The organism is Serratia sp. Tan611, from assembly GCF_905188235.1.
GTDB classification, from domain to species: Bacteria; Pseudomonadota; Gammaproteobacteria; order Enterobacterales; family Enterobacteriaceae; genus Serratia_B; species Serratia_B rhizosphaerae.
The window spans coordinates 430,237-452,853 of sequence record NZ_LR994655.1 but is presented as its reverse complement, the minus strand read 5'-3'; the positions used below and the strand labels follow the sequence as shown (position 1 = coordinate 452,853).

General features: G+C 58.6%; 25 protein-coding genes. 5 read left to right on the top strand and 20 right to left on the bottom strand.

What is annotated here, in order from left to right; all coding sequences use genetic code 11:
- Positions 1-98 precede the first annotated feature (98 nt).
- Positions 99-653, top strand: coding sequence for a YtfJ family protein (locus TAN611_RS02095; protein ID WP_105229500.1), 555 nt, complete (start codon positions 99-101; stop codon positions 651-653).
- Between the two features lie 4 nt (positions 654-657).
- On the opposite strand, the gene cysQ is transcribed toward TAN611_RS02095, so the two are convergent.
- Positions 658-1,398 carry a 3'(2'),5'-bisphosphate nucleotidase CysQ gene (cysQ, locus tag TAN611_RS02090; protein WP_172606356.1) on the bottom strand — a complete coding sequence of 247 codons (741 nt, stop codon included), beginning with the start codon at positions 1,396-1,398 and terminating at the stop codon, positions 658-660.
- A gap of 272 nt (positions 1,399-1,670) precedes the next feature.
- On the opposite strand from cysQ, the gene TAN611_RS02085 reads away from it, so the two are divergent.
- Positions 1,671-3,641 (top strand): bifunctional 2',3'-cyclic-nucleotide 2'-phosphodiesterase/3'-nucleotidase, encoded by a 1,971-nt coding sequence (locus TAN611_RS02085; protein ID WP_203067203.1) that lies wholly within the window; start codon positions 1,671-1,673, stop codon positions 3,639-3,641.
- A gap of 45 nt (positions 3,642-3,686) precedes the next feature.
- On the opposite strand, the gene fklB is transcribed toward TAN611_RS02085, so the two are convergent.
- Positions 3,687-4,307, bottom strand: a complete 621-nt coding sequence (fklB, locus tag TAN611_RS02080; RefSeq protein ID WP_015670578.1) for an FKBP-type peptidyl-prolyl cis-trans isomerase — start codon at positions 4,305-4,307, stop codon at positions 3,687-3,689.
- Between the two features lie 265 nt (positions 4,308-4,572).
- Here fklB and TAN611_RS02075 point away from each other — a divergent pair, with 265 nt between their 5' ends.
- On the top strand, positions 4,573-5,223 hold the full coding sequence (locus tag TAN611_RS02075; protein ID WP_105229497.1) for an OapA family protein: 651 nt from the start codon (positions 4,573-4,575) through the stop codon (positions 5,221-5,223).
- Here the strand turns inward: TAN611_RS02075 and TAN611_RS02070 are convergent.
- The 5 genes from TAN611_RS02070 to rpsF form a co-directional block, all read right to left on the bottom strand.
- Entirely contained in the window at positions 5,220-5,576 is a 357-nt protein-coding gene (locus tag TAN611_RS02070) for a DUF488 domain-containing protein (RefSeq protein WP_105229496.1), read from the bottom strand. The two genes, TAN611_RS02075 and TAN611_RS02070, sit on opposite strands and share 4 nt — an antisense overlap.
- A 102-nt stretch (positions 5,577-5,678) precedes the next feature.
- Positions 5,679-6,131, bottom strand: a complete 453-nt coding sequence (gene rplI / locus TAN611_RS02065; protein WP_105229495.1) for a 50S ribosomal protein L9 — start codon at positions 6,129-6,131, stop codon at positions 5,679-5,681.
- 39 nt (positions 6,132-6,170) lie between these two features.
- On the bottom strand, positions 6,171-6,398 hold the full coding sequence (rpsR, locus tag TAN611_RS02060) for a 30S ribosomal protein S18 (protein WP_000135199.1): 228 nt from the start codon (positions 6,396-6,398) through the stop codon (positions 6,171-6,173).
- Between the two features lie 4 nt (positions 6,399-6,402).
- The gene (gene priB, locus TAN611_RS02055) at positions 6,403-6,720 is read right to left on the bottom strand and encodes a primosomal replication protein N (RefSeq protein WP_015344308.1); all 318 of its coding nucleotides are present in this window, start codon (positions 6,718-6,720) and stop codon (positions 6,403-6,405) included.
- An 8-nt stretch (positions 6,721-6,728) separates the two neighbouring features.
- Complete coding sequence (gene rpsF / locus TAN611_RS02050; protein WP_105229494.1) at positions 6,729-7,127, bottom strand: 30S ribosomal protein S6; 399 nt, start codon at positions 7,125-7,127, stop codon at positions 6,729-6,731.
- A 451-nt stretch (positions 7,128-7,578) separates the two neighbouring features.
- Here rpsF and TAN611_RS02045 point away from each other — a divergent pair, with 451 nt between their 5' ends.
- Positions 7,579-7,845, top strand: a complete 267-nt coding sequence (locus TAN611_RS02045) for a DUF1471 domain-containing protein (protein ID WP_105229493.1) — start codon at positions 7,579-7,581, stop codon at positions 7,843-7,845.
- A gap of 94 nt (positions 7,846-7,939) precedes the next feature.
- On the opposite strand, the gene yjfP is transcribed toward TAN611_RS02045, so the two are convergent.
- On the bottom strand, positions 7,940-8,692 hold the full coding sequence (gene yjfP, locus TAN611_RS02040; RefSeq protein ID WP_105229492.1) for an esterase: 753 nt from the start codon (positions 8,690-8,692) through the stop codon (positions 7,940-7,942).
- A 132-nt stretch (positions 8,693-8,824) separates the two neighbouring features.
- Between yjfP and bsmA the strand changes: the two genes are divergently transcribed.
- The gene (bsmA, locus tag TAN611_RS02035) at positions 8,825-9,136 is read left to right on the top strand and encodes a biofilm peroxide resistance protein BsmA (RefSeq protein WP_105229491.1); all 312 of its coding nucleotides are present in this window, start codon (positions 8,825-8,827) and stop codon (positions 9,134-9,136) included.
- On the opposite strand, the gene TAN611_RS02030 is transcribed toward bsmA, so the two are convergent.
- The 12 genes from TAN611_RS02030 to hflX all read right to left on the bottom strand — a co-directional run bounded on the left by TAN611_RS02030 (position 9,133) and on the right by hflX (position 22,597).
- Positions 9,133-10,326, bottom strand: a complete 1,194-nt coding sequence (locus tag TAN611_RS02030) for a glutathionylspermidine synthase family protein (RefSeq protein WP_111737864.1) — start codon at positions 10,324-10,326, stop codon at positions 9,133-9,135. The two genes, bsmA and TAN611_RS02030, sit on opposite strands and share 4 nt — an antisense overlap.
- Before the next feature lie 2 nt (positions 10,327-10,328).
- Positions 10,329-10,961 (bottom strand): DUF1190 domain-containing protein, encoded by a 633-nt coding sequence (locus tag TAN611_RS02025; protein WP_160028898.1) that lies wholly within the window; start codon positions 10,959-10,961, stop codon positions 10,329-10,331.
- A 29-nt stretch (positions 10,962-10,990) separates the two neighbouring features.
- Positions 10,991-11,389, bottom strand: a complete 399-nt coding sequence (locus tag TAN611_RS02020; protein WP_105229488.1) for a DUF350 domain-containing protein — start codon at positions 11,387-11,389, stop codon at positions 10,991-10,993.
- Between the two features lie 84 nt (positions 11,390-11,473).
- Positions 11,474-13,102 (bottom strand): isovaleryl-CoA dehydrogenase, encoded by a 1,629-nt coding sequence (locus TAN611_RS02015; RefSeq protein ID WP_111737866.1) that lies wholly within the window; start codon positions 13,100-13,102, stop codon positions 11,474-11,476.
- Between the two features lie 130 nt (positions 13,103-13,232).
- Positions 13,233-13,964 carry a 23S rRNA (guanosine(2251)-2'-O)-methyltransferase RlmB gene (gene rlmB, locus TAN611_RS02010; protein WP_015344301.1) on the bottom strand — a complete coding sequence of 244 codons (732 nt, stop codon included), beginning with the start codon at positions 13,962-13,964 and terminating at the stop codon, positions 13,233-13,235.
- A 60-nt stretch (positions 13,965-14,024) separates the two neighbouring features.
- Complete coding sequence (rnr, locus tag TAN611_RS02005; protein WP_105229486.1) at positions 14,025-16,496, bottom strand: ribonuclease R; 2,472 nt, start codon at positions 16,494-16,496, stop codon at positions 14,025-14,027.
- A 59-nt stretch (positions 16,497-16,555) separates the two neighbouring features.
- Positions 16,556-16,981 (bottom strand): nitric oxide-sensing transcriptional repressor NsrR, encoded by a 426-nt coding sequence (gene nsrR, locus TAN611_RS02000; RefSeq protein WP_105229485.1) that lies wholly within the window; start codon positions 16,979-16,981, stop codon positions 16,556-16,558.
- 307 nt (positions 16,982-17,288) lie between these two features.
- Positions 17,289-18,587: an adenylosuccinate synthase gene (locus tag TAN611_RS01995; protein ID WP_105229484.1), complete on the bottom strand. Its 1,299-nt coding sequence runs from the start codon at positions 18,585-18,587 to the stop codon at positions 17,289-17,291.
- Between the two features lie 98 nt (positions 18,588-18,685).
- Positions 18,686-18,886, bottom strand: a complete 201-nt coding sequence (locus TAN611_RS01990) for a DUF2065 domain-containing protein (RefSeq protein WP_015344297.1) — start codon at positions 18,884-18,886, stop codon at positions 18,686-18,688.
- Between the two features lie 62 nt (positions 18,887-18,948).
- The gene (gene hflC, locus TAN611_RS01985; protein WP_105229483.1) at positions 18,949-19,953 is read right to left on the bottom strand and encodes a protease modulator HflC; all 1,005 of its coding nucleotides are present in this window, start codon (positions 19,951-19,953) and stop codon (positions 18,949-18,951) included.
- A 3-nt stretch (positions 19,954-19,956) separates the two neighbouring features.
- Complete coding sequence (gene hflK, locus TAN611_RS01980) at positions 19,957-21,201, bottom strand: FtsH protease activity modulator HflK (protein WP_105229482.1); 1,245 nt, start codon at positions 21,199-21,201, stop codon at positions 19,957-19,959.
- Positions 21,202-21,316: 115 nt separating this feature from the next.
- The gene (gene hflX, locus TAN611_RS01975; RefSeq protein WP_111737867.1) at positions 21,317-22,597 is read right to left on the bottom strand and encodes a ribosome rescue GTPase HflX; all 1,281 of its coding nucleotides are present in this window, start codon (positions 22,595-22,597) and stop codon (positions 21,317-21,319) included.
- Between the last annotated feature and the right edge of the window lie 20 nt (positions 22,598-22,617).

The following is a 22,617-nucleotide window of genomic DNA, read 5'->3' as shown; positions in this document are numbered from 1 at the left end:
GAAAACTGAGATCGCGCTAACAGGACAGACCTCCGATCACTGCCTAAGATTTAGGCTGCGGAGACTGTTCGCACTATCCCCCATAACAAGGAGCAAGCATGAAAAAGAGTCGCATGCTAATGATGTCCCTGCTGTTCGCCCCCCTACTGGCCTCAGCGCACAACTTTCAACTGCTGCAGCGCGTAGCGCCGGTCAGCGTCACTGACCGTGGCGAGCTACATTACGCTAACGGCGACTTCAGCTACGAAAAATGGAGCAGTGGCAAGCTCAGCGGAAAAGTGCGGGTAATTCAGCATATTGCCGGCCGCGGTTCCGCCAAAGACATGAACGATCCATTAATTGAAGCCATTAAGGCCGCCAAACTACCACGCGATCGTTACCAAACGACGACAATCATCAATATTGATGACGCCATCGTCGGCACCGGCATGTTTGTGCGCAGCAGTATTGAAGACAACAAAAAAGAGTTCCCGTGGTCGCAGTTTATCGTCGACAACAAGGGCTACGTGAAGAAGGCCTGGGATCTGCAAAGCAACGGCTCGGCCATTATCGTGCTGGACGATCAGGGACGGGTGAAATTCGCCAAAGACGGCAAGCTGACGGAAGAAGAAGTGCAGCAAGTGATGAACATGCTGCACCAGATGCTGCGCTAACCGATCAGAACAGCGACACGCGGAAGCCGGGGTTGAGGAAAGATTCACGAGGCGAATAAAGCAACGGCTTGCCTTGCCAATCGTGAATCTGCGCCCCGGCAGCGATCGCCACCGCATGCCCTGCTGCGGTATCCCAGATATTGGTCGGCCCAAAGCGCGGATACAGTTGCGCCTTGCCCTCCGCCACCAGACAGAATTTCAGCGACGATCCCACCGAGATGGTTTGGTGCACGCCCAGCTGTTTCAGGTAGTCCTTCAGCTCATCATCGCTGTGCGAACGGCTGACCACCACCAACGGCGGCTGCCCTTCCATCACATGAATAGGCCGGCGCTGCCCTTTTTCTTCTTTCCACGCCTTGCCGCGCTCCGCCAGATACAGCACGTCCAGCGCCGGCGCATACACCACGCCCATCACCGCCTGGCCGTCCTCAATCAACGCGATGTTGACGGTAAATTCACCGTTGCGCTGCAAAAACTCCTTGGTGCCGTCAAGCGGGTCCACCAGCCAATAACGCGTCCAGTGCTGGCGCTCTTCCCACGCCGGCGGGTCTTCTTCCGACAGCAGCGGGATATCCGGCGTCAGCGCCGCCAGGCCCGCCTTGATGATGCCATGGGCCGCTAAATCGGCGGCGGTAACCGGTGAATCATCTTTTTTCACCGCGGCCTCAAGCGGCTGTTCGCCGTGATAGACCGCCATAATTGCTGCGCCCGCCTCGCGGGAAAGCTGGCAAATTTGTTCTAACATCATTCACCTCAGATCAAACAATTCCGTGGGAAATCTCCCGCTACCTTTGCTAGCAGACTAGTTTTTTTTGCCGGGAATATCCATCCCGGCGTGGTAACGGCAGGTAATAATTCAAGTTTGCCGGCGCGTAACTGTGAGCTTTCCCGCGGTGCCAACGGGTATTTTCTGCCACACTTCACGTTTTCTGATGGCAAGTAAGCATAATTACATCGTTCTTTGCGGCTTCTCACCAAGAAGGCGCCAAAAACATCATGGTATGGAGAACACCAATAATGATGAAACGTCCGCTGGCATTATCCGCCCTCGCCCTGCTGATTTCCGCCACGGCGCAGGCGGCGAAGGTCGACCTGCGCGTGCTGGAAACCACCGACCTGCACGGCAACATGATGGACTTTGATTACTATAAGGATAAGCCCACCGAGAAATTTGGGCTGGTGCGTACCGCCAGCCTGATTCAGCAGGCGCGCCAGCAGGCGGTTAACAGCGTGCTGGTCGACAACGGCGATATTATTCAGGGCAGCCCGATGGCGGACTATATGGCGGCCAAGGGGTTGCGCAAAGGCGACATACACCCGGTCTACAAAGCGCTGAACCAGCTGGATTATGTGGTAGGCAATATCGGCAACCACGAATTCAATTACGGCCTTGATTATCTGCAAACCGCCCTCGCCGGCGCCAAGTTCCCCTACGTTAACGCCAACGTTATCGACAGCAAAACCCAGAAACCGCTGTTCACCCCGTATATTATCGTCGATACGCCGGTAAAAGACCGCGACGGCCACACGCACACGCTGCGCATCGGCTATATCGGTTTCGTCCCGCCGCAAATTATGGTCTGGGACAAGGCCAACCTGCAGGGTAAGGTCACGGTCAATGATATTACCGCCACCGCCAAACGCTACGTGCCGGAAATGCGTCAGCAAGGGGCCGATCTGGTGATCGCCATTCCCCACTCCGGCCTCTCCAGCGCGCCTTATAAAGCCATGGCGGAAAATTCGGTCTACTACCTCAGCCAGGTGCCGGGCATCGACGCCATTATGTTCGGCCACGCCCACGCGGTCTTTCCCAGTAAGGACTTCGCCGCGATTAAAGGCGCCGATATTGAGCAGGGCCTGCTGAACGGCGTACCGGCAGTGATGCCGGGCCAATGGGGCGATCACCTCGGCGTGGTGGATTTACAGCTCAGTAACGACAGCGGCCGCTGGGCGGTCACCCGTGCCAAGGCCGAGGCGCGGCCGATTTACGACAGCGCCGCCAAACGTTCGCTGGCGGCGGAAGACGCCGGTCTGGTGAAGGTGCTGGCCGACGATCATAAGGGCACCCGCGAGTTCGTCAGCCAGCCGATCGGCAAGTCCGACGGCAATATGTACAGCTATCTGGCTTTGGTGCAGGACGATCCGACGGTGCAGATCGTCAACAACGCGCAGAAAGCCTATGTGGAGCACTACATTCAGGGCGATCCGGATCTGGCGGATCTGCCGGTGCTGTCCGCCGCCGCGCCGTTCAAGGTCGGCGGCCGCAAAAACGATCCGGCCAGCTTTGTGGAAGTGGAAAAGGGACAGCTGACCTTCCGCAACGCGGCCGATCTGTATCTCTACCCCAATACGCTGGTGGTGGTCAAAGCCAGCGGTAAAGAGGTGAAAGAGTGGCTGGAGTGCTCCGCCGGGCAGTTTAACCGCATCGACGTCAACAGCAGTAAGCCGCAGAGCCTGATTAACTGGGACGGCTTCCGCACCTATAACTTCGACGTGATTGACGGCGTCAGCTACCAGGTAGACGTCAGCCAACCGGCGCGCTACGACGGTGAATGTCAGTTAATCAATGATAAAGCGGAACGGATCAAACAGCTGACCTTCAACGGCAAACCGATCGACCCGAACGCCACATTCCTGGTGGCTACCAACAACTACCGCGCCTATGGCGGCAAGTTTGCCGGCACCGGCGACAAACACATCGCCTTCGCCTCGCCGGATGAAAACCGCGCCGTACTGTCGGCCTATATTAGCGCAGAGAGTAAAAAACACGGGGCGGTGCATCCGCAGGCGGACAACAACTGGCGTCTGGCCAACATCGACGCCGCCCAGCCGCTGGATATCCGTTTTGAAACCTCACCAAGCGACAAGGCCGCGGCGTTTATCCGGCAAAACGCCCGTTACCCGCTGAAGCCTGTCGGCAACGACAGCATCGGTTTTGCGATTTATCAGGTCGGCCTGCAAACGCCGCCCGCAGAGGCAGCGCGCTAAATAACAAACAGGGCGCCGTCTGGCGCCCTGTTTCGTCAATCCCGCTTACAGGATTTCCAGCAGTTCAACTTCAAACACTAGCGCGCTGAACGGTGGGATAGCGGCACCGGCACCACGCTCGCCGTAGGCCAGGTTGTGCGGGATATACAGCTGCCACTTGGAGCCAACCGGCATCAGCGTCAGGGCTTCGATCCAGCCTGCAATCACGCCGGTCACCGGGAACTCGGCCGGCTGGCCGCGCTCAACGGAGCTGTCGAACACATCGCCGTTAATCAGACGGCCGGTGTAGTGTACGCGCACGCGGTCCTGACGGGACGGGATTGGGCCGTTGCCCTGCTGCAGCACGGAGAACTGCAGGCCGGATTCGGTCAGCGTCACATCATCACGCTTAGCGTTTTCTTCCAGGAATTTCTGGCCTTCTACCGCCATCGCCTGCTGACGCTCACGACGTACGGCATCCGCACGCTCGTGGATTTCACGCAGCGCGCGATGTACGACGTCAACGGGAACCGCCGGGGCATTCCCTTCCAGCGCGTCACGCAGACCAGCCAGCAGAGCATCCGGTTGTAAACCTTCCAGACCGGATTCCTGCAGTTGCTGGCCGACCTGTAAACCAATCCCGTAGCTTGCTTGCGCTTCAACGCTGTCAAAAGAAGGGGTTGTCATGGGGTTTTCCTTAAGTCTGTAAAAAGTCGAAGGCGCAGCATAACAGCGCCGGAAAGCCGGGTAAAATCTTGTGTCGAGAATGATGACTTTTCGCGTAGAAAAAGAAACAATGGCCTTCTGTTAATCCCCGTTGCCGCGTCCGCCGTGCAATCACGCCGCTGCCTTTCACATCAAACAGTTAGCGGACTATACTGAAAGCGGGTCATCGGACCGTCGGCACACCATTTGGTACTGTGGCAATTTACGCAGTTGAAGAGAGGTCACCATGGGCAGAATCGCGCCCAGGAGAAGGAAAACCACCCGCACCCAGCGGTCGTTGCTACGCGTCTGGCAACGTATCAGCCAACGCCTGAAGTTCGGCGCACCACGGCAGATGTCCGCAGGGTCGGATTCGCAGCAGCCGCCTGCAAGCGGTCAGGGACAGGGAATCAAAGCGCTACTGTTGAAAATCTGGCATTTGCCGGACGGCTTCGGCTGGCTGGAACCTTTGCCCTATTTCCACCGCCGCTGGGTCATCATCTTCGGCGCCGTGCTGCTGCTCTCGCTGTTGTGGCCCTATTCGCCGGAGCGCGATGAGCGCCCGTACGGCCGTGAGCCGCAAAGCGTGCAACAGACGGATGCGCAGCCGCCCGCCACAGCATCGGATCCCGCCGGTCAGTGGCAGCGTTACCGCATTCAGCCCGGCCAGACGCTGGCGCAGCTGTTCCGCGACAACAGTCTTCCGGTCAACGAGGTGTTCGCCATGGCACAGGTGGAAGGCAATGATAAGCCACTGAGCAATCTGAAAGCCGGGCAGGAAGTGCGTATCGAACGGGATAGCAACGGGGTGATTATCGCGCTGTCAGTCACCACGCTCGACAATAATCAGGTGACCTTCCGTCGTCAGTCCGATGGCGGCTACCGCCGCCAGCGCTAAGCCGACAACCGTTCCAGGAGGAAATCGCGCAGCACAACGCCCTGGTTGTGCTGTGTGTCCTTGCTGCCGTACAGCAGGGTCAGACACTCGCCCTGCCGCAACAGCGCTGTCAGCGGCTGCCAGGCGCTGCTGGTAGCCAACTCCTGCCGATAGCGCGCGACAAACGCGTCCCACTGGTCAGTATGATGATGGAACCACTGGCGCAGTTCACCGCTGGGCGCCACCTCTTTCAGCCATTCAACGCCTTCCAGCCGCTGCTTGCTGATGCCGCGCGGCCACAGCCGATCGATAAGAAAACAGTGCGGCGCCGGGCCGCTGAAGTCATACACCCGCAGTAATCGGATCTGCGTCATCGTTGCCTCCTTGTCGTTCCTGGCACCATAACGCATTTTACCGGCGACAGAAAAGCAAAACGCCAGCACGAGGCTGGCGTTTTGCTTGGGTGGCAATCGCGATTAAGCGACAGCAACCACAACTACATTCAGCTGTGCGAACACGTCGCTGTGTACCTGGAAGTGCACTTCGTGCTCACCAGTGGTACGCAGAACGCCGTTCGGCAGGCGAACTTCGCTCTTGGCAACGTCAACGCCTGCAGCGGTAACTGCGTCAGCGATGTCGCGGGTGCCGATAGAGCCGAACAGTTTACCTTCGTCGCCTGCTTTAGACTCGATGGTAACTGTCGCCAGTTCGTTGATCTTGGTTGCGCGCGCTTCAGCAGCAGCCAGAACGTCAGCCAGTTTGGCTTCCAGTTCAGCACGGCGTGCTTCGAAGAACTCGACGTTTTTCTTGGTAGCAGGAACAGCTTTGCCCTGTGGTACCAGGAAGTTACGGGCGTAGCCCGCTTTAACGTTAACTTGATCACCCAGGCTGCCCAGGTTTGCTACTTTATCAAGCAGAATAACTTGCATTACCTTATCCTCTCAAAGTCGTTAATGGACAGTGGCCGATTACTGATGACGATCAGTGTACGGCAACAAAGACAGGTAGCGCGCGCGCTTGATAGCACGGGCGAGCTGGCGCTGATATTTTGCACGAGTACCGGTGATACGGCTCGGGACAATTTTACCACTTTCAGTGATGTAGTTTTTCAGCGTAGCGATGTCTTTATAGTCAATCTCTTGAACGCCTTCCGCGGTGAAACGGCAGAACTTGCGACGACGGAAATAACGTGCCATTTGGCTAGTCTCCAGAATCTATCAATTCAATCTGCTCGGCATGCAGGACCAATTTGTTCAGGCCGTTGCGCCCTTGATGGCAGCTAACAAAACCTTGAACGGTAACCTGACTGCCGACCGTTAATCTTTGAGTCAGTGCTTGTGACTGTTGTCCGCTGACAACCACGGGCATGCGGCACCATGCTTGTCTGCTGAATCCGGCTTCTGTCTGCGTCGATCTGTGCTCAAGCACAAACTGGCAGTGGGGAATGCCGGAAGGACTTACCTTTCGCACCGGTTGCTTGCACAGCGTGCCAGACAAAACCAGACGATTAGTCGTCACGGCGGCAATTACTCTTCAGAATCCCCAGCATCTGCTTCTTCAGTGGTTTCGTTAGAGAACTCTTCGCGGCGCTCGCCACGACGTTCGTCTTTCGCTTTAACCATTGGAGATGCTTCAGTTACCGCGTGCTTAACGCGCATAACCATGCTGCGGATAACGGCGTCGTTGAAGCGGAAGTTAGTTTCCAGCTCATCGATCGCTTCCTGCGGAGCTTCAACGTTCAGCAGAACGTAGTGAGCTTTGTGCAGTTTGTTGATCGGGTAAGCCAGTTGACGGCGGCCCCAGTCTTCCAGACGGTGAATCTGACCTTGCGCGTTAGTGATGGTAGCACTGTAACGCTCGATCATGCCCGGAACCTGTTCGCTTTGGTCAGGATGGACCATAAAAACGATTTCGTAATGACGCATCGAATTGCTCCTTACGGATTATTCAGCCTCCTGTCAGGGTCAACCGCGGCCCATGGAAGCAAGGAACGTGTTTGTGTGCGGCTGAAAAATGACGCGTAATCATACTGGCGCAGGGGCGGAAACTCAAGAACAGAGTGGGATTTATTCACCGTCAGGCGGCGGGAAAGTAAAAACCGCACAATTTGCCATGGCAAAGCAGCAAGGACACGCGGCCGCACAGGCGGGAATCTTTCAATAAAATCATCATCAACCGCGACGCTTTATTCATATTTTTTGAAAAACCCCATCAAATAGCTGCGCTTTTTTATCTGTGAGAACGGACTAGAATTAAACATATCCGCCGCAGACAGCGCGACGAACAGATTCAAGGTTATTCAAGACAGACAAATAACTTTTTGCCCCACGATCATCGCTGCCGGACCGACCGGGCCAAAGAGTTAAGCGAGGCTTTATGAAACACGCCACTCTCGCCATGCTTGCAGTATTGCTGTTTTCCAGCGGTGCGATGGCCGCAGAAGAGATCGACGCCCGCCAGGCTTCACAGCGCCAGAGCATCGGGTTTGTCACCCTGAACCGCAACGTGGTGTCTCCCGACGACGCCGAGGCGCAGGTCAGACAAATCGCCGAACGACGCGGCGCCGGCGCTTATCGCGTCATCGCCATGCATGAGCCGGGCAGCAACGCGTCGATACACGTCAGCGCCGAACTGTACCGCTAACCGAACGATCAACGCCAGGGAACCAAGCCGCAGCCAAAAGCGGCAGTCTAAAATGGTAATCCAACCCAACGCCCCCTGCTTGCAGGGGGCTTTTTTATAACGCGGCGCGGAAAAAACCCACGCAGGCGTCCAGCGCCGCCGGCGTAATGCGGTGCTTCACGCCCGCCTCAACCGCCACCGTCAGCCGCTCGGCCAGACCGCGTTCGCGCAACACCTGCGCCAGTCGCAGGCTTTCCGCCGCGGGCACCACATCATCGGCCTCGCCGTGCCACAACAGCAGCGGGCGTTCGGCCAACTTATCCCACTGCCGCTCAAACTCATCATCCGCCAGCGGCGCCAGGTATGCGGCATGCTGCGCGTCAGCCAGCGGTTGCCCGTGTGCATCCAGCGGCGGAAACAGCGTGCGTGACAGCGAGGTAAACGAACCGGACCCCATCAGGCTGGCCGCCGCGGTGATCCACGGATAGCGTGTCAGCGCTCCCAGCGTGGTCATGCCGCCCATCGACGCCCCGGCAACGCCGACGCGCGCACCGTCAATCAGCCCGCGCTGTGCAAAATGCGTCTGCAGCGCCGGCAGTTCGTCGATATTGCTTTTCAGGATGTCCCAGAACTGCGCCAGCCGCCGCTGCTCATCGCCATGATAGCGTTCGCCATGCTGAGCGGCGTCCGGCAATATCACGCGGAATCCGGCCTTCGCCAGCGCATAGCCAAAATAGGCATACACTTCTTTCGATGAGCAGTAACCGTGATAAAAGAACACCGTCGGCAGGGGGTGCTCATATTTCCCGGCCGGCACCGCATGAATAACCGCAATTTCCCCAACGCGTTCGTCAAATAGCTCAACCATCGATAAACCTCTTATTGCTCCGCAAGCCGCTCTATCATGGCAAAAAAACGCCGTGAGCATTAGCTCATTCTGTTCCAGCTTATGCTTAAGCATTACACTTGGGGTATTGCGATGAAAATAGCGAGGTCGCCGATGACTCTTACACGCACTGCCGCCCTGCTGACGCTGCTGGCCGCGTTATCCGGCTGCGGCCTGATGACCACCACGCCCAAACCGCCGCCGCCGCCAATTGCCGGACAGGCGCAGGAGGTCATCCGGGCGCAGACCTTTGGTCTGGAAAAGATGACCACCGTCAGCGCGCTGGTGCACGGCAGCCCGATGAACGTGGAAGACGCCATCCAGAAAAAGGCCACCGCCAGCGGCGCCCGCTACTACCTGATTATTATGAACAGCGAAACCGTGGTGCCCGGACAGTGGTACTCACAGGCCATTTTGTATCGCTAAGCGATAAAGTGCGGCACAAAGCGTGACGTGTCTTTGGTGATCGGCGAATTATCTTCCCGCAGACCGATGCCTGCCGCCCGATCGCCCACCAGCCAGCTACCGATCAGCGTATAGTCATCGCCAAAACGCGGCAGCGGCGCGCAGGCCTGCCAAATCTGCGCTTCCTGCGCATAGTCGCCGCCGGTCATCGCCTCACAGCGCAACCCGTCCCGATCGCTGAACATCGCCACATTGGCGCCTTCGCGGGAATACAGCGGCTTACGTACAAAACCGCGCCACTGCGCGCCCATCTCTTGCGCCAGTCGCCAGCCCGGCCGCTGCACCTCCTCGGCAAAATAGGCCGGCAGCAGGTTCGGATGGCCGCGGTGCCAACGCCACAGCAAGGGCAGAATCCCCTTGTTGCTCACGATGCTTTTCCACAGCGGCTCCAGCCATTGCGTACGGCCGCCGCGCAGTGCGGGGCCGAAATCGTCGCGCATCATCCATTCCCACGGATAGAGCTTAAACGCCTGACGCAACGTCCGATCCTGCAGGTCGGTAAATACGCCGCCAACGCCGAGACCAATCTCCTCCATATGCAGAAAACGGGTGTCCAGCCCGGCCTGACGCGCGCAGTCCTCCAGATAACGCACGGTACCGCGATCCTCCTGCGAATCGCGACAGCAGCAAAAGTAGAGCGGATCGGCGCTGCGCCACAGCGCAAAGCGCTGGATCAGCTGTTCCTGCAGGGAGTTAAACTGGTCTGCCCCTGCCGGAATGCGCCCGGCCGCCACCGAGTCCGCCAGCCAGAGCCATTGGAAAAATGCGCTTTCGTACAAAGAGGTCGGGGTATCGGCGTTATACTCCAGCAGCTTCACCGGCCCGCTGCCTCCCCAGGCAAAATCCATCCGGCCATACAGCGACGGCTCTTGCCGCCGCCAGCTGGCGGCGATGGCATCCCAGTAAAGTTCAGGGATCGCCAGCTGCGTCAGCAGGGCATCGTCCGCCACCACTCGACCGACCAGATCCAGACACATGGCGTGCAGCTCTTCGGTCGGTGCTTCAATCCCCTGTTCTATCTGTTGCAGGGTAAAACGGTAGGCGCGCGACTCATCCCAATAGGGTTCGCCGTCGATGATATGAAAGTGGAAACCGTAACGGGCGGCGATGTCTGCCAGGTTGCGGCGCGGCGTCATCGGTAAACGTAGCACCGTTAACCACCCCAACTGCGCGATGAAGAGCCAAAACCGCCGCGTGAGACCGTCTGCGCCGACGCCGGCTGAACGTTGCCCGCGCTTTTCAGGCGCCAGCTTTCGCGGTCGCCCGGCGTTTGCAGCTCATTGAACCTGTCGCGCGAACGGAAGAAGGGACGCGCGCGCGAACTTGCACCGCCGCCGTAATAGCTACCTCCGGACGAGGAGGAAGACGCACCGCTTTCATCATCCTGAGCATTCGTCGCCAGCGTAAAGCCCGCCATCCTCGGGATAAAGTGTTGCGTCGGTAAATCATAGGTGCAGTTATACGCGCCGTAGTGGGACTCGCAGCTGTCTATCCGAGTAAACCCCAGGCTGTCGAGCCGCAGCGCTTCCTGCGCCTGCTGATAGCTGTTCTGGCACACTGCCCGACTATTGCCGGCATCCACGCAGGCGGACACCGAATGATAAATCACCGCCTGCTCGGGCGCGGGGTCATCCAGGCTATACCACACCGCGCCGGCTGCGCCGCCCATCAACACCAGCGTCAACAGCTGCGGCGACTTGCGTGTGGTCGACGGTGATGAATAACGCTTGAACGCGGGTGTACTCTGCGTGTTGCGCGCCGTCTGCGCGCGCCGTTTGCCGGCCATGGCCTGTACCTTCCGTTTTCGTTAATTGATTAATATGTCATGCACGCCGCATTCAATACGCCGCCGCTGATGGAGACGCCGCCGAGGAAAATCCCCGCCGCCAAATGGTTGGCCTCAATTTTATCGCTGATGCGCGGCATATAGACTTTCACTGCGGCAAACAGCAGCAATTGCACCACCAGCGCGACCGCGCCCCAGATAACGTAATCCAGCAGGCTGACCGAGTTGATCGCCGCGCTGGCCAGGGGAATCACGTACCCCAGACAGGCGCCGACGAAACCGAATGCGGCAGACTGATTATTCTGTTTAATCAATGCCCATTCGTCATGCGCCGTGATGCGGGTGTAGATAAACAAAAAGACCAGCACCATGGCAAAACCACTGAAAAAGTAGGCGGCAAACGCCGCCAGTGCGCTAATGATATCCATATAATCCTTCCTGAACGAGAGTCGTTATCCCTTTACGGGCCGATGCCGTGTGACAAAATGTTTCACGCCGGCGCTACTTTATGCCTAGCCGCCCATCGCTCTGTCAAGCAGCGATGCGCACAGCGTCTCCGGCAGTACGCGATCGCCGCGCGCATCCAACGCCATCTGACACCAGGCCTCCGCCAGCGGCGGCGCTGCGCTGCGCAACAGCTGCGCCGCCGCAAACAGATTAAACAGCTGCGCCGTCATGCTCCGCCCCTGCGCCTCCTGTCCCTTACGCAGCTGCTGCATCAGCTGTCGCCACTGGCGATCGAAGTGGCGGTTCTGCCCTTTGACCTCGCTGAACTCCTGCTGTACCGCCTCCTGTACCGCGCTGCTTTTCGTCCAGGCGCGCAACACGTCCAGGCTCATAATATTGCCCGAACCTTCCCAAATGCTGTTGACCGGCATCTCGCGATACAGACGCGGCAGTTCGCTCTCTTCGCAATAGCCGATGCCGCCCAGCGCCTCCATCGCCTCGGCGACAAAAGGGCTCCCCTGACGGCAGACTTCAAACTTCGCCGCCGACGTCATAATGCGGCTCAGCCCCTGCGCCAACGGGCTGCCAACGTCGCCATAGGCGCGCGCCAACCGCATCAGCGCCGCGACCTGCGCCTCTAGCCGTAGCGCCATACGCGCCAGCTGCTGGCGCATCAGCGGCAGTTGGATCAGCGTTTTGCCGAAGGCCTGGCGCTGATGGGCGTGATACAGCGCCACCGACAGCGCACGACGCATCAGCCCGTGGCTGCCGAGCGCACAGTCAAAGCGGGTCAGCGCGCCCATTTTGAGGATTTGCCGCACGCCATCGCCCTCGTCGCCCAGCAGCCAGGCGCTGGCGTCAAGAAACTCCGCCTCGCTGCTGGCATTTGAACGGTTGCCGAGCTTGTCCTTCAGCCGCTCCAGCCGCACCGCATTACGCGTGCCGTCGGGCAGGATACGCGGCAGGAAAAAGCAGGACAGCCCGCCGCCGGTCTGCGCCAACACCAGATGCGCATCGCTCTGCGGCACCGAGAAAAACCATTTGTGCCCCACCAGGCGGTAAAGCTCGCCGTTGCCACGTCCGGCCAGCGGCGTCGCGGTGGTAGTGTTGCTCAGCACGTCGGAACCGCCCTGCTTTTCCGTCATGCCCATGCCGATCAACAGGCCGCGCTTCTGCGCCCCCGGCAGCAGATGGGCATCATAACGGTCGGACAGCAGCGGCGGCAGCCAGTCGCTGAACACCGCCGGCAGGGTGCGCTGCAACAGCGGCGTGGCGCCGTAAGTCATGGTGATGGGACACAGCGTGCCGGCCTCCACCTGCGCATGCAGCATAAAACGCGCCGCACGGGCGACCACCGAACCAACGCGCGCTTCCTCCTCCCACGGCAGGTTGTGTACCCGGTTAGCCACCAGCCCCTGCATCAGAATGTGCCAGGCGGGATGGAAGCGAACGTCGTCGAGCCGCTGGCCGCAGGCGTCGTAACGCAATAACTCCGGCGGGTTGGCGTTGGCCAGCCGCCCCAGCTCTAACGATTCCTGGGTGCCCAGCTGTTGTCCCAGCGAGGCCAACACCTCGCTGTCCCAGCCGGCCTGCTCGCGCTGCACCGCCTCGCGCAGCGGCGTATCGGAAAGAAAAAGGTTGCTGTTGCCCAGCGGTTTGGGCTGATTAAAGACATCGTGCGTATGCCAGACCATAGACCTGCTCCCTGTTCAAGACCTCAGCAAACAGTATGGCCGACGTGACGATTTCTGCCGCAGGGCGGCGCACAGGATGGGATATAGGCGGGGGAAAACAGCGGGCCAGACGATGCCTGGCCCGCAGGGATCAGCTGCGCTGGCGCACCGCTTCGAACAGGCAAACGCCGGTGGCGACCGACACGTTCAGCGAGGAAACGCTGCCCGCCATCGGAATGCTGATCAGCTCATCGCAGTGCTCGCGCGTCAGACGGCGCATGCCTTCGCCTTCTGCGCCCATCACCAGCGCCATCGGCCCGGTCAGCTTGCTCTGATACAGCGTATGATCGGCTTCGCCGGCGGTACCGACAATCCACACGTTCATCTCCTGCAGCAAACGCATGGTGCGCGCCAGGTTAGTGACACGGATCAGCGGCACGCTTTCCGCCGCGCCGCAGGCCACTTTCTTCGCCGTCGCGTTCAGCTGCGCGGAACGATCGCGCGGTACGATCACCGCATGCACGCCGGCTGCGTCGGCGCTGCGCAGGCAGGCGCCAAGGTTATGCGGGTCGGTCACGCCGTCCAGAATCAGCAGAAAAGGCGTATCGACGCTTTCCAGCAGCCCCGGCAGGTCATTTTCCTGATACTGGCGGCCTTCGCGTACGCGGGCGACGATCCCCTGGTGCACCGCACCTTCCACCTTGTCATCCAGCCACTGGCGGTTAGCCACCTGAATCACGATGCCGGTGGCTTCCAGCTCGGCGATCAGCGGCTGCAGACGGCGGTCGTCACGGCCTTTCAGGATAAACACTTCCAGGAAGCGTTGCGGGTCACGTTCCAACAGGGCTTTAACGGCGTGGATACCGTAAATAATTTCGCTCATGATGCTCTTTTAACCGTGCGGCCGACGTCGGTCGGCCGGTGATAATTACCGTGCGGCAGGTCAGCCCTGCTCCGCACCTTTCGTCTTGCCGGCACGCTTGGCCTTGGTGGCCGCGGCAATCTTTTTGGTTTTGGCCGATGCTTTCTTCGCTTTGGCCTTCTTGTCTTTCTTCACTTTGCCCGCTGGCTTGGCGTCATCCTTACGGAAGGCGCTGTCCGGCTCAAAGTTGGCCGGCGCTTTGCCGCCGCGACGCTTACGGCCATTGCCGTTGCCGTCACGCAGCGTACGCTGCCCGCCTTTCTTTGCCCGCTCGCGTTCGGTTTTACCTTCGCCGCGCGGCTTGCGGGTGCTGGAGATCAGCACGAAATCAATCTTGCGCTCATCCATATGCACCGCCTCAACGCGGATTTCCACCGTATCCCCCAGGCGATAGACCATCCCGGAAGATTCGCCGATCAGCCGCTGACCGATATTATCGTAGCGGTAGTAATCGTTATCCAGCGTCGAGACGTGCACCAGACCGTCGATAAACAGATCGTTCAGGCGGACGAAGAAGCCAAAGCCGGTTACGCTGGCGATAATGCCGGTAAACTGTTCGCCGACGTGGTCTTGCATAAAGTCGCACTTCAGCCAGTCGGCCACGTCGCGCGTGGCTTCATCGGCACGGCGCTCGGTCATCGAGCAGTGCAGACCCAGCTGCAGCATCTCGTCGAGATCGCTGTGCCAGCCGCCAGTCGGCGTCCAGCGATGCTGAGGCTCGCCGTGCTCTTTCGCCAGTTGGTATTTAATCGCCCGGTGCAGCGCCAGATCGGGATAACGGCGGATCGGCGAGGTAAAGTGGCCGTACGATGACAGCGCCAAACCGAAGTGGCCGCGGTTTTCCGGATCGTAAATCGCCTGCTTCATCGAACGCAGCAGCATAGTCTGCAGCATTTCATGATCCGGGCGATCGGCCACTTCATCCATCAGCGTAGCGTAATCCTTCGGCTGCGGCTTATTGCCGCCGCCCAGCGTCAGCCCCAGCTCGCCCAGTACGCTGCGCAGTGCGGAGATATGGTCGTCGCTCGGACGATCGTGCACGCGGAACAGCGCCGGCTCGTTACGCTTCTCAACAAAGCGCGCCGCGGCGATGTTCGCCAGGATCATGCACTCTTCGATCAGTTTGTGCGCGTCGTTGCGCACCGTCGGCTCCACGCGCTCAATGCGACGCTCGGCATTGAAAATAAACTTGGCCTCTTCGGTCTCAAACGCGATGCCGCCGCGCTCTGCGCGCGCCTGATCCAGTACCTTGTACATGTTGTGCAGTTCCTGCAGGTGCTTGACCAGCGGATGATACTGCTCACGCAGCTCCTGATCGCCCTGCAGAATGTGCCACACCTTGGTATAGGTCAGACGCGCATGAGAGCTCATCACCGCCTCATAGAACTTGGCGGTGGAGAGGCGCCCCTGCGCGGAGATGGTCATTTCACACACCATGCACAGGCGATCGACCTGCGGGTTCAGCGAGCACAGTCCGTTGGACAACACTTCCGGCAACATCGGCACCACCTGCGACGGGAAGTATACCGAGTTGCCTCGGCCGCGCGCTTCGTCATCCAGCGCGGTGCCCGGACGCACGTAGTAGCTGACGTCGGCAATGGCTACCCACAGCCGCCAGCCGCCGCCGCGCTTTTTCTCGCAGTAAACGGCATCATCGAAATCACGGGCGTCTTCGCCGTCGATGGTAACCAGCGGCAGCTTACGCAGATCCACGCGCCCCTGTTTGGCCTCTTCCGGCACCTGCTCGCTGAGATCGGCCACCTGTTTCTCCACCTGCGGCGGCCAGGTATGAGGAATTTCATGGGTGCGCAGCGCGATATCCACCGCCATGCTGGTGCCCATTTTATCGCCGAGGATCTCGACGATTTTCCCTACTGCCTTGGTGCGGCGCGTCGGACGCTGGGTCAGCTCAACCACCACCATATAGCCCATGCGCGCACCGGCTACCGCATCGTTCGGGATCAGGATGTCAAAGCTCAGGCGGCTGTCGTCAGGCACTACAAAACCGGTGCCGGCATCCATAAAGAAGCGGCCGACAATCTGGCTGGTTTTCGGCACCAGCACCCGCACAATGCGCGCCTCGCGCCGTCCTTTACGATCCGCACCCAGCGGCTGCGCCAGCACCACATCGCCGTGGATTGCCATTTTCATCTGTTCTGCGGAGAGATACAGGTCGTCTTTGCGCCCTTCAACGCGCAAAAAACCATAGCCGTCGCGGTGGCCGATCACCGTGCCGCGCAGCAGATCCAGCCGCTCCGGCAGCGCGTAGCACTGGCGGCGGGTAAACACCAGCTGACCATCGCGCTCCATGGCGCGCAGGCGGCGACGCAGCGCCTCCAGATGTTCATCACTGGTCAGGTTCAGTTCTTTTGCCAGCTCTTCGCGGCTGGCCGGCGTCTCACGCTTGGCCAAATGGGCAAGGATGAATTCGCGGCTCGGGATTGGGGATTCGTATTTTTCTGCTTCTCGTTCCAAGAATGGATCTTGTGACATTGCGGTTCCTCCGTTGTCATCAGCAGGATGTCGCTGAGCCTTGTCTTCTCAACGACGTTTTATTCGACAAGCAATAGCTTGTAGAGCGGCGGATTATCTTCAACCATATCGGCCAAAGTGTAGTTATCCAACTCTTCAAGGAAATTCTGTACCCCTTGTTGCAGTACCTGCTTCAGTCGGCAGGCCGGGGTGATGTGGCAAAAATCGCTGCTGCAGTTAACCAGGGCAAGCGGTTCCAGCGCCCGCACCACGTCGCCAAGACGAATGGTTTCAGCCGGTTTGCCTAGCCGGATGCCGCCATTTTTACCGCGTACGGCCGTAACCAGGCCAATACGGCTCAGTTGGTTGATTATTTTCACCATATGGTTGCGGGATACGCCATACACCTCGGTCACTTCCGAAATGCTGGTCATTTTATCCTTCGGGAGCGATGCCAGATAAATCAGCGCCCGCAGGCCATAATCAGTAAAACTTGTTAACTGCACGTTTACCTCTGGGCACGATAGGGCCCGTTTGCGTTTAATGTGCCGCTTTCGGCATTTTTCAAAAGATTGCTATTGGATAATAAACCAGCCGGTGAGTTTGCCGCTAATTATTTAGCGCATGAAAGACTTTACGACAGAACGGTGACGGTGTTTTGACGGGAACCGCAGAGAGTGGGAATAACCGCTATCCTCAGCGCCATACGCGCTGTGTTGACTCAATTCAGTGATACGGGCACGGCCGACAGAGCTCAAGCCGGAAAAAAACAAACCGGGACTCAGCCCGGTTTGCTTCATGCAGAAAAACCGATTATGCGTCGAACGGGTCGCGCAGAACCATGGTTTCGCTGCGGTCCGGGCCGGTAGAGATAATGTCTACCGGTACGCCGGTCAGCTCTTCAAGACGCTTGATGTAGTTCAGCGCCGCCTGCGGCAGCTTGCTGTACTCTTTTACGCCAAAGGTGGTTTCGCTCCAGCCAGGCATGCTTTCGTAGATCGGTTCAATACCTTCCCAACCTTCTGCCGCCAGCGGTGTGGTGTTCATTTCGCGGCCGTCTGGCATGCGGTAGCCCACGCAGATTTTCACTTCTTTCAGACCATCCAGCACGTCCAGCTTGGTCAGGCAGAAGCCGGACAGGGAGTTGATCTGTACCGCACGACGCACGGCAACCGCATCCAGCCAGCCGGTACGACGACGACGGCCGGTAGTAGCGCCGAATTCGTTGCCCTGTTTGCACAGGAACTCGCCGGTTTCGTCAAACAGTTCGGTCGGGAACGGACCTGCGCCAACGCGGGTCGAGTAGGCTTTCACGATGCCCAGCACGTAATCGACGTAACGCGGACCAATGCCGGAGCCGGTGGCAACGCCGCCAGCGGTGGTGTTGGACGAGGTGACGTACGGATAGGTACCGTGGTCGATATCCAGCAGCGTACCCTGCGCGCCTTCGAACATGATCAGGTCGCCACGCTTACGCGCGCCGTCCAGCAGTTCGGAAACGTCAACCACCATTGCGGTCAGGATATCGGCAATGGACATCACGTAGTCCAGCGTAGACTGGAAGTCGACCGGTTCGGCTTTGTAGTAGTTAACCAACTGGAAGTTGTGGTATTCGATGATTTCTTTCAGCTTAACCGCGAAAGACTCTTTATCGAACAGATCGCCAACGCGCAGACCACGACGGGCAACTTTATCTTCGTAAGCCGGGCCAATACCGCGGCCGGTGGTGCCGATGGCTTTCGCGCCGCGCGCTTTTTCACGGGCTACATCCAGCGCAACGTGGTAAGGCAGGATCAGCGGACAGGCTTCGGACAACAACAGACGCTCGCGTACCGGGACGCCGCGCGCTTCAAGTTCGCCCATTTCTTTCATCAGCGCGTCAGGCGCCAGTACAACACCGTTGCCGATGATGCTGGTGACGTTTTCACGCAGGATGCCAGAGGGAATCAAATGAAGAACGGTTTTTTCACCGTTGATAACCAGAGTGTGGCCAGCGTTATGGCCACCTTGGTAGCGCACAACATATTTAGCCCGTTCAGTCAGCAGGTCAACGACCTTGCCCTTACCTTCGTCACCCCATTGGGTGCCCAGTACGACGACGTTCTTACCCATTTTTCGAAATCACCGATTGCTTAAAAATGGATTCTAGCACCGTAATTTCAGAGTTTCAGCACTTTTCGCATACGATTGCGTATTTTTTCGGCTACACTTCAGCCACCAAGGCGCGTGCTCAACATATAGTAGATCACGATGCCGGCAACCACTATTCCACCGCCGAAACGACGCAACGTGGCGTCCGGTAATTGCGAAATCGTCAGGATCATTTTACGCCAGGCGCGCGGAAACAGCATCGGTCCCAGACCTTCCAGCACCAGAACCAAACCTAACGCCAGCCAAATTGTTGCATTCATGCCTTACCCCAAAAAAGAAGGGGCCCGTGCTAACACGGACCCCCGGTCACTGTTTTAACGCCTTATTTACGCGACGAATCCGGCGATTTCATATAGCGGAAGAAATCGCTGTCCGGGCTGAGCACCATCACGTCCTGGTTCTCTTTGAAGCTGGCTTCATAAGCACGCAGGCTACGGATAAAGGCATAGAAGTTAGGATCCTGGCTGAACGCGTTGGCAAACAGCTTGGCCGCTTCGGCATCCCCTTCACCGCGGGTGATACGCGCCTGACGCTCGGCTTCTGCCAACGTACGCGTTACCTCGTAGTCCGCGCTGGCGCGCAGCTTCTCGGCTTCTTCCTGGCCCTGCGAACGCAGACGACGTGCTACCGCTTCACGCTCCGCGCGCATACGCTGGTAAATGGCATCGGACACTTCCGCCGGCAGGTTGATCTGCTTGATACGCACGTCAACCACTTCAATACCCAGCGCCGCCATGCTGTTCGGATTCACCTGCGGCTGTTTGCCGGTGGTTTCACGCTCAACACGCGCCGCCGCAGAGGCGATAGCGTCGTCGGCTTCGGTCTTCGGCAACTCTTCGCCGTTATTCAGCGTACCGGTGTTCAACGCATCACGCACGTCGGACATCAGCTTGCCGCGTGAGTCGGTCACGATGTCTTTCACATCCAGACGGCCGATTTCAGAACGCAGACGGTCACTGAACTTACGCTTCAGCAACACCTCGGCCTGGGAGACGTCGCCGCCGCCGGTCGCCAGATAGTAACGGCTGAAGTCGCTGATGCGCCATTTCAGGTAGGAGTCGACGATCAGGTCTTTCTTCTCGCTGGTCACGAAGCGATCGGCCTGATTCTCCATGGTCTGAATGCGCGCATCCAGATTTTTCACCGATTCAATAAACGGGATCTTGAAGTGCAGGCCCGGCGCATAAATCAGCGGTTTGTTTTCGTCATCACGCAGTACCTTGCCGAAGCGCAGAACGATGCCGCGCTGGCCTTCCTGCACCACAAACAGTGAAGCATAAAGCGCCACCAGCACCACGAGGAGGATAACTACAAAAGACTTACGCATTGATTATTGTCTCCCTACGCGAGTGGTATCGTCACGCTGCGCATTCGCCCGGCGTTGGTCCATAACCGAACCGCTGTTCTGCGGTTTGCTGCCGGCGTTGCTGCCGGAAGTCGACGGCGCAGGGTTGAGACGAATCAGGCTGGTGTCTTTGTTGCCGCTGTCGCTGGATGCGCCGGCCTGGCCGCGCAGCATCTGCTCCAGTGGCAGCACCATCAGGTTGTTGCCTTTGTCATTCACCAGCACCTTGCGGGTATGGCTCAGGACTTTTTCCATGGTTTCGATATACAGACGCTCACGGGTAATTTCCGGCGCGGACTTGTATTCCGGCAGCAGTTTGGCAAAGCGCGCCACCTCACCCTGGGCTTCCAGGACGGTACGGTCTTTATACGCTTTGGCGTCTTCCAACAGACGCTGCGCCTGACCGTTCGCACGCGGCTGAACTTCGTTGGCGTAGGCTTCCGCTTCACGGATGTACTGCTGCTCGTTCTCACGTGCTGCGATAGCATCATCGAATGACGCCTTCACCTCTTCCGGCGGACGCGCCGCCTGGAAGTTGACGTCCAGCAGCGTGATGCCCATTTTGTACGGACGCACGGTCTCTTCCAGCATGCGTTGGGTATCGTTACGCACCACGGTACGCCCTTCGGTCAGGATGCGGTCCATGGAATACTTGCCGATCACGCCGCGCAGGGCGCTGTCGGTCGCCTGGCTCAGGCTGTCGTCAGCGTTCACCACGCTGAACAGGTACGCTTCCGGATCGGTCACGCGATACTGCACGTTCATCTCGACCCGCACCACGTTCTCATCGGAAGTCAGCATCACGCCGGATGCAGCCAGTTCGCGCACCGACTCCACGTTCACCGGACGCACTTCATCAATAAAGGTCGGCTTCCAGTTCAGGCCCGGCTGCACCAGATGGCTGAACTTGCCGAAGCGTGTGACCACGCCGCGCTCAGCTTCCTTAATGGTATAGAAACCGCTGGCCGCCCAAATCACCACCACAGCAACCGCCGCGATGCCGATGATACGGCCGCTGAAGCCCGCGCCGCTGCCGCCGCTATTGCCGTTAGAGCCTTTGCCTCCGCCCAGGCCGCTCAATTTCTTGCTCAGCTTGCGGAAGATATCGTCTAAATCAGGTGGCCCTTGATCACGACCGCCTTTGTTACCGCCAGAGTTGCCGCCATTATTATTGCTGCTCCCCCACGGGTCGCGGTCCTGTCCGTTATTACCGGGCTGATTCCACGCCATGTTTTAGCTCCATTATTCTGTGATTGGGTACTTCAGGTTCACGCGCGGGCCACAGCAAAAATTTGCCGCCCCTATAATGCCCGCAGACCGAGTGCACAAATGTAACAGGATATGATCATACTATAAAGTTAATCAGATCGTGTTCCTGTTTACACAGGCGACGCCACTCCACTATCGGCATACGCACCACCATGCCAATGCTGCCGTCTTCTTCGTTCCACTCTTTTTCGATTGCCTGAAGCTGGTAAAAACGGCTACGAAGACGGCCTGCCCGTGGCGGTAAGCGCAGCTCATGATGCGCGATTTCCCCCGATAAGCGCTCCGTCAACGCCTGATACAACAACGGAATACCTTCCCCGCTGACGGCGGACAGCCACACGCGGATCGGTAAATTTTCATCGTTGCGGTCGATACGCGGAACAAAATCATCCAGCATATCTATTTTGTTCATCACCAACAGTGTAGGTATCTCGTCCGACTCGATCTCTGTCAGCACGCTGTTTACGGCTTCAATGTTCTCGTCAACGCGGCTATCTGCGGCGTCGATCACATGCAGCAGCAACGATGCCTGCCGCGTTTCCTGCAGCGTCGCCTTAAAGGCGGCGACCAGGTCGTGCGGAAGATGTCGAATAAACCCTACGGTATCCGCCAACACCGTATCGCCGACGTCTGCGACGTCGATGCGTCGCAAGGTGGGATCCAGCGTGGCAAACAGCTGATCCGCCGCGTAAACCTCGGCGGATGTCATACGGTTGAACAGGGTGGACTTGCCGGCGTTGGTATAGCCGACCAGTGAGACGGTCGGCACGTCGGCGCGGGTACGCGCCCGTCGGCCTTGTTCACGCTGCTTCTCTACCCGCTCCAGGCGGCGCAGAATCAAGCTGATACGATCGCGCAACAAACGACGGTCGGTCTCTAATTGGGTTTCCCCCGGCCCGCGCAGGCCGATCCCCCCTTTCTGGCGCTCCAGGTGCGTCCAACCACGCACCAAACGCGTGGCGATATGGCGCAACTGCGCCAGCTCTACCTGCAGCTTGCCTTCATGAGTACGGGCGCGCTGGGCAAAGATGTCTAGAATCAACCCGGTGCGGTCGATAACCCGGCATTCACACAGACGCTCAAGGTTTCTTTCCTGCGCCGGGGAAAGGGCATGATCAAACAGGACAACAGACGCGCCGCTGGCTTTCACCGCATCTGCAATTTCTTCGGCCTTTCCTTCACCGACAAAGTACTTCGGGTGCGGGGCTTTGCGGCTGCCAGTCACCACTTGCAAAGCCTGAACACCGGCTGAAGAAACCAGCGACTCGAATTCGCTGAGATCTTCCGTATCTTTGTCCTGCGAGAAATAGATATGAACCAGTACGGCCTGCTCACCGGCTTCATAACGGTCAAACAAGCGTGCAACCTCTCAAACGG